Source organism: Mesorhizobium sp. M0011 (assembly GCF_040324155.1).
Taxonomy (GTDB): Bacteria; Pseudomonadota; Alphaproteobacteria; order Rhizobiales; family Rhizobiaceae; genus Mesorhizobium.
Genome location: NZ_JAMYVQ010000006.1, coordinates 1 through 15,016, shown reverse-complemented (window position 1 = coordinate 15,016; position 15,016 = coordinate 1). Strand labels below are relative to the sequence as shown.

Sequence of the window (15,016 nt, the reverse complement as noted above, 5' to 3'; positions counted from 1 at the left end):
CACAACCGCGTATTGGTCCCTTGGGAAAAGCCGTGAGCGGCGCTTTTGCCGTTCCGCTTTTCGCCGCAATTCGTGGTACAAGTCGCGGGAAGGGCTGATTTGGCGCCGACCGCAAGGCGTGACTTGGAGAGGGACCATCCTATGAAAAAGACTGTGCTCGTCGTCGTGGCGACGGCTGTGCTCGTGAGCGCCTGCACCACCACTGATCCGTATACGGGCGACCAGAAGATTTCCAACACGGCGGCCGGCGCCGGCCTTGGCGCCCTGGCGGGTGCCAGCCTTGGCCTGCTTGCCGGCGGCAATGACCGCCGCAACGCACTGATCGGCGCCGGCATCGGCGCGCTGGCCGGCGGCGCCATCGGCGCCACCATGGACCAGAACGAGGCCGAACTGCGCCGGCAGCTCGAGGGCACCGGTGTCAGCGTCACCCGCAGCGGCGACCAGATCATTCTCAACATGCCGTCCGACATCACCTTCAACTCGGATCAGGATGCGGTGAAGCCCGGCTTCTACCAGGTCCTGAACTCTGTCGCGCTGGTGCTGAAGAAGTTCAAGCAGACCACGGTCGACGTGTTCGGCCACACCGATTCGACCGGTGGCGACCAGCACAATTTCGATCTGTCGCAGCGTCGTGCTTTGGCGGTCGCGAACTATCTGTCCGGTCAGGGCGTGGATCAGCGGCGCTTCGCAGTCACCGGCTTCGGCAAGACACGCCCGGTCGCATCCAATGCCACGGCCGAAGGCCGCGCCCAGAACCGCCGCGTCGAAATCCAGCTGTCGCCGCTCACCTGATCCGTTCGGCAAATCAAGCGAAACGGCTCCCATGGGGGCCGTTTTTGTTTGCGCGGATATTGGCGTTGTTGAATTAGCTATTGCTAAAATATAGCTTTCCCGGAGCTATGGAAAGGAATAGCATCATCGCTGTTCCTGAGGGGATGAGGCGGTGTCACTGGCCGCGCAATCAGCATTTTTCCGCCTCGGTCTTGCACGGCCAGATCAGAAATCTGGGAGGAATGCATGACAAGAACAGCCAGCCTTGGGCGCTGCGGCGTCCTCGTTTTGACAGGTTTGGTGGGCGCGTGGCTGAACGTTGCTTCGGCTCGGGCCGAGGACGCCAACAAGGCCGACATCGAAGCCTTGAAAAAATCGCTCGCCAAATATGAGGATTACACCGTCGCCGTCCGCGACCTCTATCTGTCGACGGTCGGCTGCGTCTACTACAGCGGAGAAAAGATAGCGGGTGCGATGGACTACCCGAAGGGCGCCATGGGTATCCACTTCGTCAATGTCCCGAGTGTCGGCCAGAAGCTCGACCCGATGCACCCCAATGTGCTGATCTATGAACCGACCAAGAAGGGCTTGCGGCTGGTGGGCGTGGAATGGCTGGTGCCTCTGACGCCGGACATCAAGGAACCCCCGAAGCTGTTTGGCCAGACCTTCATGGGGCCTATGGAGGGGCACTACCCTCTCATCCCGAAGGAGTTCGTCCACTACGACCTGCATGCCTGGCTCGGGGACAATCCGAACGGCATGTTCAGTCCGACGAATCCGAACGTGAAATGCAACAAGGCCGAGTTTCCGATGCTGGAAAAACCGACCAAGATGATGCCTGGGCCGATGTAACGGGCGAGTCAGGCAGGAACCTTTGCCGAGAAGACAAGCCGGATGGCTGGCTTGCCTTTGAAGCGGTCGGGAATCAGACCTTGGCGACGATCCGCATGAAGGCCGGCATGTCATCGCCGAAGCCGACGGTGGAATCGTTGTCTTCCTGGTGTCGTTGGCGGGCAGGGCGGCTGTTGTCGCGCTGCGGCCTCGTGTCGCCGCGTTCCGGTGCGCGCTGTTCATTGCGATCGGATGATTTGCGCTCGGTGTTTTCCGAACGGATCGCTTCCTTGCGCGAGCGCCGTTCGCCGACGTCGGCGGCTGCGGCCTCGGCCACGGGCTGATCCTCGCGGACTGTTTCCGGTGCCGTGTCTTCGCTGCGCTTGGCGTGGCGTTCGCGCGGTTTGCGCTCGCCGCCCTTTTCCCTGCCGCGATCGTCGTCCTTGCGGCCGGCGCGGCGCGGTGCGCCCTTGCCACGGCGCGGAGCATCATCCTCGCCGCCTTCGCTGGCAACAACCGTCGACAAGTCGCCGTCATGCCACTCGATCTTGTTGCCGATCAGACGTTCGATGGCATCGATGTATTTGGTGTCCGATTTGGTCGCGATGGTGAAGGATTTTCCGGAGCGTCCGGCGCGGCCGGTACGGCCGATACGGTGGACATAGTCCTCGGCGTGGATCGGCACGTCATAGTTGAAGACGTGGCTGACATCGGGGATGTCCAAGCCGCGCGCGGCGACGTCGGAAGCGACGAGGTAGCGCAGCTTGCCGTCGCGGAAATTGGCCAGCATCTGCATGCGCGCGCGCTGGTCCATGTCGCCGTGCAGCGCGCCGGCGTCGAAATCATACTTCAGCAGCGAGCGGAACAGCTCCGCCACTTCAACCTTGCGGTTGCAGAAGATGATGGCGTTCTTCAGCTCCGCGTCTTCGGCCTTGATCAGATTGCGCAGCGTCTCGCGCTTGTCCCATGGCTTGGAGCCGGACTTGACCAGCCGCTGGATGATGTTGGTGGCGGCGGATGCTGCCTTCGAGACCTCGACGCGCACCGGCGCGTGCAGGAATTTCTCGGTCAGCTTGGTGATTTCCGGCGGCATCGTCGCCGAGAAGAACAGCGTCTGCCTGGTGAACGGAATCATTTCGCAGATGCGCTCGATATCGGGGATGAAGCCCATGTCGAGCATGCGGTCCGCTTCGTCGATGACGAGGATCTCGACGCCGTTGAGCAACAGCTTGCCGCGCTCGCGGTGATCGAGCAGGCGGCCGGGCGTCGCGATCAGCACGTCGACGCCGCGCTCCAGCTTCTTGTTCTGTTCGTCGAATGAGACACCGCCGATCAAGAGCGCGATGTTGAGCTTGTGGTTCTTGCCGTAGCGGATGAAATTCTCTTCGACCTGCGCGGCGAGCTCGCGCGTCGGCTCCAGGATCAGCGTGCGCGGCATACGGGCGCGGGCCCGGCCGTTTTCGAGGCGGGTCAGCATCGGCAGCACGAAGGAAGCCGTCTTGCCAGTGCCGGTCTGGGCGATGCCCAAAATGTCCTTGCCGAGCAAGGCGTGCGGGATCGCACCAGCCTGGATCGGCGTCGGCTGGGTATAGCCGGCGTCGGTGACTGCGGAAAGGACCTTCGGCGACAGGCCGAGGTCTGCGAAGGTCAACGCTTCTTGAGCGGTCGTGGTGTCTGAGGACAAGTGTTGTTGTCTTTGGCTGGTTCGGGGAAGCGCAACGGCGTCTAATGGCGTCTGTCGCGGCAAGCGCCACGCGCCTGCAAGATTGGTATTGCAATTAGGAGCAAGCCCTCGATTTGTCAACAGAAACGGGCAGCAATGGCACGATTGTGAAGTTGTAACCTTAATCGGGATGCTTAATCGACCTGTCGGCCGCAGCGCCGGCTCAATAGCGGAACTGTTCGGCGAGAATACGCTCGTTCCAGGAATGATTGGGATCGAACAACAACGTTGCTGTCGCCGTGGGTGATTCTCGCACCGTTACCGAGGTCACCGCCTTGACCTCGGTATGGTCGGCGGCGGCGTTCACCGGCCGCTTTTCCGGCTCGCGGATGTCGAAGCGTACGGTCGCCTTGTTGGAGAGCAGCGCGCCGCGCCAGCGGCGCGGGCGAAACGGGCTGACCGGGGTCAGCGCCAGCAGCGGCGCGTCGAGCGGCAGGATCGGTCCGTGCGCCGAAAGATTGTAGGCGGTGGACCCGGCCGGGGTTGCGATCATGACGCCGTCGCAGTTCAGTTCCTCAAGCCGTACCTGTTCGTCGACGGTGATGCGGATCTTGGCCGTCTGGTACGATTGACGCCACAGCGCCACCTCGTTGATCGCCAGTGCCGAAATCGTTTCGCCTTCCGAGGTCACGGCCAGCATCTCCAGCGGGCGGATCGTCTCGGCGACGGCGGCTTCGAGACGCTCCGTCAGGCCACCGGAACGATACTCGTTCATCAGGAAGCCGATGGTGCCGCGGTTCATGCCGTAGACCTTCTTGCCGGTCCCCATCGTGTCGCGCAGGGTCTGCAGCAGGAAGCCGTCACCCCCAAGGGCAACGACGATCCCGGCCTCCTCGACGGAAGACTGGCCATAGCGCGCCGACAGGCTTTCCAGCGCCGTCTTGGCGTCAGCGGTGTCGGACGAGACGAAGGCGATGCGGCTGGCGGCTTTGTTCATGGCTCCCCGATGACGACCGATTGGCAGCGGCAGGGCCGCGCCAGCGCCGGGGTAGCATGGGCGGGGTACGTCTGCAAAGGGAGCTGTCATCCCGGATGCGACCCATGCCGGATGGCAAGGCGACCGCGGGACGGCGGATGCGGACTTGCCGTTCGCGTATCATGTCAAAGGCTACGCGAATGTGATGGTTAAGACCGGCCTTAAAGTCTCGTAAAGCCGGATCGGTCATGTTAGCCGGCAGTGGATGGGTGGCGTGGGGGCTAGCCAGTCGAGGCCGACATTTGCCGGTAACACGCCTGATCATCGTCTTTCTGATGCTGGGAAGCTTCGCGCTGCTCTTTGCCGAACTGGTGCGCCAGTCCGAAGAAACGAGCTTCCGGCCGCAGCCCACGGCGTCGCGCTGTGGTGACGCAGCCGGAGCGCCATGTCCGCAAAGGGCGCTGTAGCGCTGAAATGTCCTGATCATCTTCGCGATGACGGGCAGCATCGGCGGCCGCTTCGATGCGCGACATCGCGCGGCGGTTTCTCTCCTTAAAAAGCAGTGGCCGGTCGGCCACCGCGAATTGCGGCCGCGAGCATTTCGGCCCCAACGACGTGACGCGCCCGGCGTCGCGGCCAGGTTCTTTCCTACCTACCCACTCAGTCACCACCGCATCGGGCGCATCAATCGGCGAGCCATGGCCGTATCCGCGGAAAGATATTGACTGTATGTTTAGTAATAGTTACTCCTGAGGTCGAGAATTGAGTTGGACAGTCGGCGCCAGCCGGTGAATGGCCACAATGAAGAGGGGAATATCTCGACCGCGATGCGGCTTGCCGTTGCCGGCGCGCCGCATGCCGCGAGTGCGATGTCGACGGCCGTTCTCGTGCCGTCGGTCGGCATCGTCGCGGCCATCTTTTCATCAGCAGGAAACGGACTTGGGGCCGTAGTGCCGCCGGTCCCAACAATGGGAGCATGCAGCATGAACTGGAAACTGACCGCGACGGCCATCGGCCTGTCGCTGCTGACTGTCACGGGCATGGCCCGTGCCGACGGCGAGCTCAACATCTACAATTGGGGCAACTACACCAGTCCCGACCTGATCAAGAAGTTCGAGGAGACCTACAAGGTCAAGGTCACCGTCACCGACTATGATTCCAACGACACCGCCTTGGCCAAGGTCCGGCAGGGCGCCTCCGGCTATGACATCGTCGTGCCCTCGGCGAGCGTCGTGCCGGTCTGGATCAGCGAAGGTCTGCTCTTGGAGACCGATCCCAACAAGATGGAAAACTTCAAAAACGTCGATCCCAGATGGGTCGATGTTCCATTCGATCCAGGCCGTAAATATACCGTTCCATGGCAGTGGGGCACGACCGGCATTTCGGTGAACAAGTCGGTTTATGCCGGCGACCCGAACACATCGGCGATCTTCCTCGACCCACCCCCCGAACTCGTCGGCAAGATCAATGTCGTACCCGAAATGGGTGACATCATGTTCCTCGCCATCGCCTACGAGGGTGGCAAATATTGCAGCAGCGACATGCAGATGCTGAAGAAGGTGCATGACAAGCTGGTGGAGGCGAAGGCGAAATGGCTTTCGCTCGATTATGCGGCCGTCGATGGCCTGGGCAGGGGCGACATCGCCGCGGGCGTCAACTGGAACGGCATATCGCTGCGCGAGCGGCTTGAGAACGACAAGATCGTCTATGGCTATCCCAAGGAAGGCTATCCGATCTGGATGGACAATGTCGCTGTCCTCAAGGACGCCAAGAATATCGACAACGCCAAGCTGTTCCAGAACTTCATCATGGATCCGCAGAATGCGGCGCTGATCTCAGCCTTTGCGCGTTATTCGAACGGCATCAAGGGCTCGGAAGCCTTCATGCCCGACGACATGAAGACCGCGCCGGAAGTGAACATCCCCGCTGAGTTCGCCCCCAAGGGCCAGTTCATGCAGGCCTGCCCGCCGGATGTGCAGGCGCTCTACACGAAGATCTGGACCGACCTGCAGAAATGACCTGACCCGCGTTTTCCGCGCCGCTGCACGCGGCGCGGTCATCTCCCGTCCATGCCAAACGCGATGCGCAGATCGCAGGAGACTTCCCATGACCGATCTCGACCTTTGCTACATGCCGGCCGGCGAGGCGCTGCGGCTGTTCAAGGCGAAGAAGCTTTCGCCTGTCGAACTGATGCAGGCCACCATCCGCCGCGCAGAGGCAACCAAGGCGACGATCAACTGCTTCACCTTCACGCATTTCGACGAGGCGATGGACCTGGCTGGGAAGGCCGAGGCGAAATACGCCAGGGGCGCCCGGACCGGGGCGCTCGAGGGGTTGCCGATCGGCATCAAGGACGAGAGCTACATCAAGGGCAAGCCGACCTCGCACGGCTCGCTGCTGTCTGGGGATGCGATAGGCGGCCATACCTCGACGATGAACGAGCGCATCATCAAGGCCGGAGGCATTGTCCATGCCCGCACAGCGACGCCTGAATTCAGCTGCGCCGGCTATACCTGGTCGAAACGCTGGGGCGTGACGCGCAATCCGTGGAACCCGGATTTCACACCCGGCGGTTCGTCGGGCGGTGCCGCGGCGACGCTGGCATCCGGCACGTCGTCGATCGCCACCGGTTCGGACATTGCCGGATCGATCCGCATTCCCGCGTCGGCCTGCGGTCTTGTCGGCTTCAAGCCGCCTTACGGGCGCAATCCGGACGAGCCGCCGTTCAACCTCGATTTCTACTGCCACACCGGACCTTTGGCACGAAACGTCGGGGATGCGATCCTGCTGCAGAACGTGATGGCCGGGCCAAGCCCGCTCGACATCGCCACGCTGCGCCCCAAACTGCGCCTGCCCAGCGACTACAAGCCGATCAAGGGCTGGAAGATTGCTTTCTCGATGGACCTCGGTTCTTTCGAAGTGGACGCCGATGTGCGCAAGAACACGCTTGCCGCCTGCGACGTGTTCCGCTCGCTCGGCGCCACGGTCGAGGAAGTCGATCTGGGCTGGGGCGACGACGTGCTCAGGGCGGGCATGGCCTATCTCGAACATCTCTTCGGCGCTTCGCTGTCGCAGCTGCTCAAGGAGCACGGCAAGGACATGACGACCTATGCACGTCAATTCGCCGAGGACGGGCAGAAGTCCAAAGCCACGGATTTTGTCGGAACCCTCGATGTGGCGGCCAGGATGTACCAGACGCTGGGGCCGCTGCTTGAGACTTATGATGTGCTGGTCTGCCCGACCAACGCGCTTCCCTCCGTGCCGGCGGAGTTCGATCAGACCACGGGCACGGTCGAGATCAACGGCAAGCAGGTGAACCCGTCGCTTGGCTGGGTGATGACGACGCCGTTCAACATGATGAGCCGTTGTCCGGTTCTGTCCATCCCTTCGGGCCGGGCGGCAAGCGGCGTGCCGACAGGCATCCAGATCGTTGGCCGCACCTATTGCGATGCCGATGTTTTCCGCGCGGCCATGGCCTATGAGACGGCCAAGGGGCAGTGGTACACAAACGCCGAAACGCGCCCGTCGCTATAACAGGGCGCTGCGGCCCTTGCCGCACCGGTGCTTGATCCGCGGTCTCGGTTGTGGTGAGCCGGCGCCGGACATCTCGAATAGACGGATCCGTGGCGGCCGGTGATCGCCGCCAGAAGGTCCGAAAGGAACTGGACGAAGATGGCGCAACAAAAGGCCGCGGCGGCAAAACGCAAAGGCGCAATGGCCAAGGACGGGGTTTCGGCAAACGATGCCGCGCCGCCCAAGGACCGTCGGCGCGAACGCGGCGAAGCCAGCGTGCAGCGGATCATCGACGCCACCATCGAGCTCATCGCGGAGGAGGGGCTGGCAAGCGTCACCATGCAGCGCATCGCCGAACATGTCGGCTCGTCCAATGCCCTGGTCGTCTTCCATTTTCGCAGCAAGGAGAACCTGTTTCGCGCCGTCCTGCAGTATCTCAGCGATCGCTATGACGAGCTGTGGGTGACGTTGGTGCGGGCGCCCGGCCTGTCTCCGGTTGAGCGGGCCCTGGGCGCGGTCGATTGCGCGCAACGTTTCGCCCGCCAGCACCCGAAATGGGTTTCGGTCTTTGTCGTGTTCTCCAGCGACCGCAAGAGCATGCAGATCTACGACGAGATCGGCCTTCCGAGCGATCTCGCCTACACCGCCGAGGCGCGCGAGCTGCTGATCGAGATTTCGCGCAGCGGCGGTTATACCGGCGTCGACATCGACACGCTGTCGGAGAGCCTGAATTATCTGGTTCATGGCGCCTGGTATTGGGATCATCTCAATCCGTCCAGCCGTGACACCAACGTGCTGCGCAAGACCATGCTGCTCCTGCTGCATCAGGCGTTTCCGCGGCATTTCGAACTGATGCGCTAACCGCTTTCAGGGCTGCCGCAGATGGCAGCCTGCCTGCCGCTTCTGTTCCAGATACTCGTCGACAAGCTGGCGGTAGCGCACCTTGCCGAAGCTGGGGAAATGGCCGCCATGCACCACCGAGACATCGAGGTCGCGCATACACAGCAGCGTGGCGACATAGTCACCGACAACCGAGTGGTAGACGTCGTCGATCAGCGGGCCGTCATAGATGATGTCGCCGGATAACAGGATGCCCGTCCTGTTTTCGTAAAGCGCGATGCCGCCGGGTGAATGGCCGGGCGTGTGGATCACCTCGAAGGCCCGGTCGCCGAGATCGACGATATCGCCATGGTCGAGCAGACGGCCGGCGGGTGCGGGTAAAATGCCGTAGCGCGCCGTGTCCCAGCCTTGCGGCATGCGATCGAACATCTCGTCGGTCGCATAGGTGCCGGCTGCCGTCCATTCGTTGCGCGGATCGGCGAGGATGTCGGCCTCGGCGGCGTGTACGCAGCGGTCCGGAAATTCGTGATGGCAGCCGATATGGTCGAAATGCGTATGGCTGGCGACGCAAATCAGCTTGCGCTCGCTGACCAGCGGCACATGACGCCGAAGGCTGAAATGGCCGAGCCCAGTGTCGAAGAGGAGATCGCGGTCGCGACCGCGCACATGCCACATGTTGCAGCGGAAGAACGGTTTTATCCATGGCTCGTGGACCAAGGTCACGCCATCGCTCATGCGGATGGTCTCGTACCAGTCTGGTGCCTCGATGACCGCGAGCGTGCCCATTTCAATCCGTCAGCAGAATGATCTGGTCGGTATCGCACGAAACGGCAACCGTGTCGCCCGGCCGGACGGTAGCTGTCGCGGGCAGCCTGGCGATGAAGTGAAGCGAGGGGTCTTCGACGGAGACGGCGAGCACGCGTTTGAAGCTGCCCTGGAAAACGATGTCGCTCACTCTGGCAGTACCGAGTTTGACGCTGCCTGCAGCCGTGCCGAGCACAAGATGCTCCGGTCGTATGGCCAGCACAACGCCAGAGCCCACCGGCAAGGCGCCGGGTACCGAGACCGGCCCGACCGGCGTCGCGACAGTGCCTGTCCGGTCCCCGGCCTCCGTGACCGTGCCGGCAAGGATCGTGCTTTCGCCCATGAAGGTCGCCGAAAAGCGTGTCGCCGGCCGTGCGTAGACGCGCTCGGGCGGGCCTTCGTCCTCGATGCGCCCGTCATTCATCACCACGCAATGGTCGGCGAGCGCCATCGCTTCTTCCTGGTCGTGGGTGACGTGGATGAAGGCGGTGCCGACGCGCTTCTGGATTGCTTTCAACTCGTCCTGCATCTGCCGGCGCAATTTGAGGTCGAGCGCGCCGAGCGGCTCGTCGAGCAGAAGCACCGCCGGCTCGATCACCAGCGCCCGCGCCAGAGCTACGCGCTGCCGCTGGCCGCCGGAAAGCTGGTGCGGTTTCTTGTCGAAAGCAGCGGCGAGACCAACCAGGGCCAGCGCCGCGCGCGCCTTTGCCGCCCGCGTCGCGCCATCGACCCCCTGCATGCGCAGGCCGAAGCCGACATTGCTGCCGACACTCATATGCGGGAACAGCGCATAGTCCTGGAACACCGTCGTCGTCGGGCGCTTGGCCGGCGGCACGGACGTGCAGTCCTCGCCGCGGATGAACACCTTGCCTTCGCTGGGCGTGACGAAGCCGCCCAGAATGGACAGCAGCGTCGTCTTGCCGGAGCCCGAGGGCCCGAGGAGGATCGTGTAGCTGCCGGGCTCGATCTGCAGCGAAACGTCCTTCAGCACCGTATGCTGGCCGAAGCGATGCGAGACGGAGCGAATATCGACCAAAGGCGCAGTCATGCCTTTCTCCTGCGCAGCAATGTCAATTCGAACAGCACGACCAGCACGATGGAAACGGCGAAAACCAGCGAGCCGACGGCGTTGGTCTTCGGGTTGAGGCCGGAACGCAGCAGGTTCCAGATTTCGACCGGCAGCGTGGTGTCGAAGCGGGTGAGCAGGAAGGAGATCACGAACTCGTCCCAGGAGAAGGTCATCGACAGGAAGAAGCCGGCGAAGATGGCCGGCGCCATGACCGGCACGGTGATCAACAGCAGCACCTTCCATTCCGGCGCGCCGAGGTCGCGCGCGGCGCGTTCGATGTTGATCTGGTGGTCGCCCATCTGGCTGTAGATGATGGCAAAGCACAGCGGCAGGTTGATCACGACATGGCCGATCCCTGCCGCAAGCAGCGATTTCGGCAAGCCGGCCCAGTTGAACAGCACCAGCAGCCCCATGCCGATGATGAGATAGCTGACCGTCAGCGGCAGCGTGATCAGCCCGCGCAGCAGGCCGGAGCCCGGCAGGACGAAACGGGCAAAGCCCCAGGCGGATAGGAAACCGAGCGTGGCGGCGGCGAGCGAGGAGATGGACGCCACCAGCAGCGAGTTGACCAGCGCCGAGGTCAGCCGCGTGTCCGAAAGAACCGCATCGTACCAGCGCAGCGATGGCCCGGTGAAGGGCGGGATCGGAAACGACGTCGCCGGCAGCGAAAATAGCACCAGCACGACGACCGGCAGGAAGATGAAGCCGTAGACGGCGATCGCGTAGAGCCAGGAAATGACGCGGACAATCCGAGACATGGTCAGGCCCGCTCGATCTTCAGCCAGCGGGCGCAGGCGAGGTAGGCAATAGTGACCACCGCCATCAGGATGATCGACAGCGCCGAGGCCAGCGGAAAGTCGCCGCGCCGGCCGATCTGCATCATCACCAGCTGCGGCATCAGCAGCTCGTTGTTGCCACCCAGGATCTGCGGCGTGATGTAGTCGCCGATGCACAGCACGAAGGTCAGGAAGGCGCCGACCATGATGCCGGGCAAGGTCAGCGGCAGCACGACATGCAGGAAGGTGCGCACCGGCCCGGCGCCGAGATCGGCGGCTGCCTTGCGGTAGCTCGGGCTGAGTTGCTTGACATTGGCGAAGATCGTCAGCGTCAACAGCATGACGAAGAAATGCACGAAGCCGGTGACGGTGGCGAAACGAGTGTTGGCGAGTTGCAGCGGCTCGCTGAACAGGCCGGAGCCGGTGAGCGCCCGGTTGAGCACGCCATTCTGCGCCAGCACCAGCAGCCAGGAGTAGGAGCGCACGACATAGGAGGTCCAGAACGGCAGCACCGCCAGCATCAGCGCCAGCCGCTGCCAGCGTTCCGGCACCTGTTCGGCGAGAATCCAGGCAAAGGGATAGGCGAGCAGCACGGAGATCACGGTGACGATGGCGGTGACCTGCAGCGAGTTCACCATCGCCTGCCAGTAGGACGGATTGGTGAAGAACTGGCTGTAGTTGGACGCCGTGAAACCGCCGCCCTCATGCGCCGTCAGGCTGGAAAACCCCATGGCGATGAAGGGCAGCACGAAGAACAGCAGCGTCCAGCCGAGCGCCGGCGTGACCAGCGCCCAGGGCAGGGCCGCCCGGGGCAGGGGGTTATTTGCCGAGCTGCTCATGAGCGGTATCGGCTCATTTCGCCTGCAGCATTTCGGTCCACATGTCCTGCATCTTCTTGTCGAGATCGGCACTCGGCGCCGGATAGGCCTGGGCGCGCGCCAGGAAGCCCGGCTGCTCGTCGAAACGCAGGACCTTCTTCTGGTCGTCGGTGAGCGCTGCCTTGGTGTTCGCCGGCATGCCCCAATAGCAGGACGAGGTGGCAAGCCGCGCCTGGCCCTCCGGGCTCATAATGTACTGGATGAACTTCAGCGCCATGTCCTTGTTCTTGGAATCCTTGAACATGGCCAGCGACTGCGACCACAGCACCGCACCCTCCTTGGGGATGGAGAAGTCCAGCGCGGGGTTCTCCTTGGCCAGGCCCGCCGTCACCCATTCGCCACCGCCGACCAGAATGTCGACCTCGCCGGTCGCCAGCGCCGTCTGGCTGGCGGTCACTTCGCCGACCAGCTTGGCGTTCGCCTTCATCTTCAAAAGCTCGTCCTTGAGGGCGGGCAGGTCGGCTTCGGTGAGATCGGCCGTCTTCTTGCCGATGGCCAGCGCGGCCATGCCGATGACCGGCAGATAGTAGTCGTAGATGGCGACCTTGCCCTTGTACTTGTCGCCGGTGAGCGCGGCCATCGACTGCATGTCGGCCGGGTCGACCTTGGTCTTGTTGTAGCCGATCGTGTTGTAGCCGAATTTCTCGGTAATGCCGTAGCGTTTGCCGCCGACGACGGTGGAGCCGTCCATCTTCACCTGCGCAAACAGGTCGGCCAGTGGCAGCTTGTCTTCCGGCAGCGGCTCGAACAGGCCCTTTTCGACGCCGCGCGGTATGTCGATGCTGTCGATCACCATCACGTCCCAGTCGCCCGGCTGCGACTGTTCGACGATGGCCAACCCGGCGCCGGTGCCCTCGAATTCCTTGACGTTGACCTTGACGCCATTGGCCTCCTCGAACGGCTGCAGCAATGCCGGATCGGCATGATCGCACCAGATCAGCGCGTTGAGGTCGGCGGCCCGGGCGGCGCTGCAGGCTCCGAGCAGCAGCGTCGTGGCGGCGCACGCTGCATGCAGATGGCTCTTCAGGATGGAAAGCGGATTCCTGGATGTAGGTTTAGCGGACATCGAGTGTTCTCCCTTGCCTTTGTGGCTTCTTGCAAAAAATTGAACCAATTCTAAAATTGAGTCAATTCTGTTTTTATGGCAAGAGGCTGATATGAGCGGATTGCGGGCAAGGCAAAAGGCGGACCGGCACAGGCGCATCATCGAGGCGGCGGCGGAACTGTTTCGCGAGGCCGGCTATGAGGGCGCCAAGATCGAGGCGATCGCCGCGCAGGCCGAGGTCTCGGTCGGCACGATCTACAATTACTACCAGAACAAGGGCGACATCCTCGGCGCCATCGTCTCGCTGGAGGTCAACGAGGTGCTCAATGCCGGGCAGGGCGTCGTCGCCAGGCCGCCGGCCAATGTCGGCGACGCGCTGGACACGCTGATCGGCATCTATATCGAGCATTCGCTGCACTATCTCAGCAAGGAGATGTGGCGGCAGGCGATGGCGATCTCAACGCAACTGCCCGATAGCCCGTTCGGCCAAGCCTACACCGCGCTCGACCGTGCTCTAACCGAACAGATCCGCGCCCTGATCGTCCGCCTGCAAGCGCTCGGCCTTGTGCGGCAGGACATCGACGGGGCAGCGCTCGGCGAACTGATCTTCAACAACATGAACATGATGTTCATCGAATTCGTGAAGCGCGATTCGGCTAGGATTGCGGAATTGCGGGCGGCGGTACGGAGGCAGAACAGGATTCTGGTGGCGGCGATTGCGGTGTGAGTGGCAGGAAAGGGCAGGAGAAAGCGTTGCTTCCGCATAAGACCTGGTTTCAGATGCATGTCGGCTCTTGAGTTGAATTTAAAACCTGATACAACTTATAGGAGCAAAAACGGGGGAGGGGTAAATGGGGACGTTTTCTATCTGGCATTGGGCGATCTTGCTGCTGTTGATCGGCGTGCCTGTTTTCTTTGCTGTTCGATCAGCCGCGAAGCCGTCGCAGAATCCCGAGGCTCTTGTGGGCTTCGGCGGCTGGTTAATGCTGCTGGCGATCGGTCAGACGTTATCACCGTTGCGCACACTTGCCGACTTCGCCAATTCGGCCGACGGCTACCAGCAACTCATGACCCTCCCGAACGGACCCCTGGCGGTGTATGGCGAACTTGCTCTCAATCTGGCATTTCTGGCGCTTCAGCTGGTTGTGCTCGTTTCGATGCTGCGGCGAAGCCACCGCTTTCCGCAATTGTTTCTGCTCCAGTGGCTGGCGATTCCTGTCGTTTTCATCCTGGACACGATCTGGGTTGCGTCAGTTCTGGGCGTTCCGGTGAGCCTGGTGCTCGCAGGCGATGCGCTGGTGGCCCCGATAGTCTCGTTTGTGCTGACAGGGCTCTGGGTCGCCTACGTCTACAAGTCCGTCAGGGTCCGGAACACGTTCACCGGGGTTGGGGCATCCACCCAGGTCGCGAGCGTGTCATAAAAGACAGCAAACTTGGAATATTTGGAGCATCACGGGCTCGGCGAACTGATGTTCATCGAATCCGTGAAGCGCGAGGGGGAGAACCCGAACTGCGCGCGGTGATCGGCAGGCAGAATCGGATTCAGGCAGAATCGGATTCAGGCAGACGCGCGTCCTGCATGAGGTGCTGTTAAACGCGTTGCGGGAAGTCACCGGGAAGGAAGTCGAGTTCATCCGGTGGAACATTACTGGGCCGGTGCCTCCTACGGCGGGGTAGAACCGACTGCAAAGGCGACGGCTGTGCCCCATAACGGGTCAAAAAGTCTGGCATCTAAATTGCTCTGACAGGTTGTGTGCGTCAAGTTCTGCAAAATGGGCGATCATGAAGCTGGTCATGCGGCTTGGCGTAGAGCGAGCTTCTTGTGCTCGCGCAGGTCGTCCATGTTGATG

16 protein-coding genes are annotated in these 15,016 nt (G+C 62.4%); 7 read left to right on the top strand and 9 right to left on the bottom strand.

What is annotated here, in order from left to right:
- Positions 1-141 precede the first annotated feature (141 nt).
- Together NKK51_RS08655 and NKK51_RS08650 are read left to right on the top strand one after the other, a co-directional pair.
- Entirely contained in the window at positions 142-792 is a 651-nt protein-coding gene (locus NKK51_RS08655) for a YiaD family glycine zipper/OmpA-like lipoprotein (RefSeq protein ID WP_013531371.1), read from the top strand.
- A gap of 225 nt (positions 793-1,017) precedes the next feature.
- A complete protein-coding gene (locus NKK51_RS08650) occupies positions 1,018-1,623 on the top strand; it encodes a hypothetical protein (RefSeq protein ID WP_127291379.1) in 606 nt (201 codons plus the stop codon).
- 73 nt (positions 1,624-1,696) lie between these two features.
- On the opposite strand, the gene NKK51_RS08645 is transcribed toward NKK51_RS08650, so the two are convergent.
- The 4 genes from NKK51_RS08645 to NKK51_RS08630 all read right to left on the bottom strand — a co-directional run bounded on the left by NKK51_RS08645 (position 1,697) and on the right by NKK51_RS08630 (position 5,253).
- The gene (locus NKK51_RS08645) at positions 1,697-3,286 is read right to left on the bottom strand and encodes a DEAD/DEAH box helicase (RefSeq protein ID WP_352439940.1); all 1,590 of its coding nucleotides are present in this window, start codon (positions 3,284-3,286) and stop codon (positions 1,697-1,699) included.
- A 202-nt stretch (positions 3,287-3,488) separates the two neighbouring features.
- On the bottom strand, positions 3,489-4,262 hold the full coding sequence (locus NKK51_RS08640) for an NAD kinase (protein ID WP_352552294.1): 774 nt from the start codon (positions 4,260-4,262) through the stop codon (positions 3,489-3,491).
- Positions 4,263-4,522: 260 nt separating this feature from the next.
- Entirely contained in the window at positions 4,523-4,774 is a 252-nt protein-coding gene (locus NKK51_RS08635) for a hypothetical protein (protein ID WP_352552293.1), read from the bottom strand.
- Between the two features lie 200 nt (positions 4,775-4,974).
- A complete protein-coding gene (locus NKK51_RS08630; RefSeq protein WP_352552292.1) occupies positions 4,975-5,253 on the bottom strand; it encodes a hypothetical protein in 279 nt (92 codons plus the stop codon).
- Here NKK51_RS08630 and NKK51_RS08625 point away from each other — a divergent pair.
- The 3 genes from NKK51_RS08625 (at position 5,225) to NKK51_RS08615 (ending at position 8,615) form a co-directional block, all read left to right on the top strand.
- On the top strand, positions 5,225-6,259 hold the full coding sequence (locus NKK51_RS08625) for an extracellular solute-binding protein (RefSeq protein ID WP_352552290.1): 1,035 nt from the start codon (positions 5,225-5,227) through the stop codon (positions 6,257-6,259). The genes NKK51_RS08630 and NKK51_RS08625 overlap by 29 nt on opposite strands.
- An 88-nt stretch (positions 6,260-6,347) precedes the next feature.
- The gene (locus tag NKK51_RS08620; RefSeq protein ID WP_352552289.1) at positions 6,348-7,775 is read left to right on the top strand and encodes an amidase; all 1,428 of its coding nucleotides are present in this window, start codon (positions 6,348-6,350) and stop codon (positions 7,773-7,775) included.
- Between the two features lie 138 nt (positions 7,776-7,913).
- Positions 7,914-8,615, top strand: coding sequence for a TetR/AcrR family transcriptional regulator (locus NKK51_RS08615; protein WP_023812113.1), 702 nt, complete (start codon positions 7,914-7,916; stop codon positions 8,613-8,615).
- A 6-nt stretch (positions 8,616-8,621) separates the two neighbouring features.
- Here NKK51_RS08615 and NKK51_RS08610 read toward each other — a convergent pair whose 3' ends face one another.
- From NKK51_RS08610 to NKK51_RS08590, 5 genes are read right to left on the bottom strand one after another with little or no spacing between them, the layout of a single operon-like run.
- Positions 8,622-9,380 carry an MBL fold metallo-hydrolase gene (locus tag NKK51_RS08610; RefSeq protein ID WP_023812112.1) on the bottom strand — a complete coding sequence of 253 codons (759 nt, stop codon included), beginning with the start codon at positions 9,378-9,380 and terminating at the stop codon, positions 8,622-8,624.
- 1 nt (position 9,381) lies between these two features.
- Positions 9,382-10,446 carry an ABC transporter ATP-binding protein gene (locus tag NKK51_RS08605; RefSeq protein WP_023812111.1) on the bottom strand — a complete coding sequence of 355 codons (1,065 nt, stop codon included), beginning with the start codon at positions 10,444-10,446 and terminating at the stop codon, positions 9,382-9,384.
- Positions 10,443-11,225, bottom strand: coding sequence for an ABC transporter permease (locus NKK51_RS08600; protein ID WP_352552286.1), 783 nt, complete (start codon positions 11,223-11,225; stop codon positions 10,443-10,445). The genes NKK51_RS08605 and NKK51_RS08600 overlap by 4 nt, the downstream gene beginning before the upstream one ends.
- A gap of 2 nt (positions 11,226-11,227) precedes the next feature.
- A complete protein-coding gene (locus tag NKK51_RS08595; protein ID WP_352552284.1) occupies positions 11,228-12,082 on the bottom strand; it encodes an ABC transporter permease in 855 nt (284 codons plus the stop codon).
- A gap of 13 nt (positions 12,083-12,095) precedes the next feature.
- Positions 12,096-13,187: a polyamine ABC transporter substrate-binding protein gene (locus NKK51_RS08590; protein ID WP_352552282.1), complete on the bottom strand. Its 1,092-nt coding sequence runs from the start codon at positions 13,185-13,187 to the stop codon at positions 12,096-12,098.
- 91 nt (positions 13,188-13,278) lie between these two features.
- On the opposite strand from NKK51_RS08590, the gene NKK51_RS08585 reads away from it, so the two are divergent.
- Both NKK51_RS08585 and NKK51_RS08580 read left to right on the top strand, forming a co-directional pair.
- Positions 13,279-13,893, top strand: coding sequence for a TetR/AcrR family transcriptional regulator (locus NKK51_RS08585; RefSeq protein ID WP_352552280.1), 615 nt, complete (start codon positions 13,279-13,281; stop codon positions 13,891-13,893).
- Between the two features lie 124 nt (positions 13,894-14,017).
- On the top strand, positions 14,018-14,587 hold the full coding sequence (locus NKK51_RS08580) for a DUF2569 family protein (protein WP_128305852.1): 570 nt from the start codon (positions 14,018-14,020) through the stop codon (positions 14,585-14,587).
- Positions 14,588-15,016: the final 429 nt, after the last annotated feature.

Coding starts and splice junctions, on each gene's coding strand:
- NKK51_RS08655 (WP_013531371.1), top strand. CDS start 142: ATGAAAAAGACTGTGCTCGTCGTCGTGGCGACGGCTGTGCTCGTGAGC.
- NKK51_RS08650 (WP_127291379.1), top strand. CDS start 1,018: ATGACAAGAACAGCCAGCCTTGGGCGCTGCGGCGTCCTCGTTTTGACA.
- NKK51_RS08640 (WP_352552294.1), bottom strand. CDS start 4,262: ATGAACAAAGCCGCCAGCCGCATCGCCTTCGTCTCGTCCGACACCGCT.
- NKK51_RS08635 (WP_352552293.1), bottom strand. CDS start 4,774: ATGTCGCGCATCGAAGCGGCCGCCGATGCTGCCCGTCATCGCGAAGAT.
- NKK51_RS08625 (WP_352552290.1), top strand. CDS start 5,225: ATGAACTGGAAACTGACCGCGACGGCCATCGGCCTGTCGCTGCTGACT.
- NKK51_RS08630 (WP_352552292.1), bottom strand. CDS start 5,253: ATGGCCGTCGCGGTCAGTTTCCAGTTCATGCTGCATGCTCCCATTGTT.
- NKK51_RS08620 (WP_352552289.1), top strand. CDS start 6,348: ATGACCGATCTCGACCTTTGCTACATGCCGGCCGGCGAGGCGCTGCGG.
- NKK51_RS08615 (WP_023812113.1), top strand. CDS start 7,914: ATGGCGCAACAAAAGGCCGCGGCGGCAAAACGCAAAGGCGCAATGGCC.
- NKK51_RS08610 (WP_023812112.1), bottom strand. CDS start 9,380: ATGGGCACGCTCGCGGTCATCGAGGCACCAGACTGGTACGAGACCATC.
- NKK51_RS08605 (WP_023812111.1), bottom strand. CDS start 10,446: ATGACTGCGCCTTTGGTCGATATTCGCTCCGTCTCGCATCGCTTCGGC.
- NKK51_RS08600 (WP_352552286.1), bottom strand. CDS start 11,225: ATGTCTCGGATTGTCCGCGTCATTTCCTGGCTCTACGCGATCGCCGTC.
- NKK51_RS08595 (WP_352552284.1), bottom strand. CDS start 12,082: ATGAGCAGCTCGGCAAATAACCCCCTGCCCCGGGCGGCCCTGCCCTGG.
- NKK51_RS08590 (WP_352552282.1), bottom strand. CDS start 13,187: ATGTCCGCTAAACCTACATCCAGGAATCCGCTTTCCATCCTGAAGAGC.
- NKK51_RS08585 (WP_352552280.1), top strand. CDS start 13,279: ATGAGCGGATTGCGGGCAAGGCAAAAGGCGGACCGGCACAGGCGCATC.
- NKK51_RS08580 (WP_128305852.1), top strand. CDS start 14,018: ATGGGGACGTTTTCTATCTGGCATTGGGCGATCTTGCTGCTGTTGATC.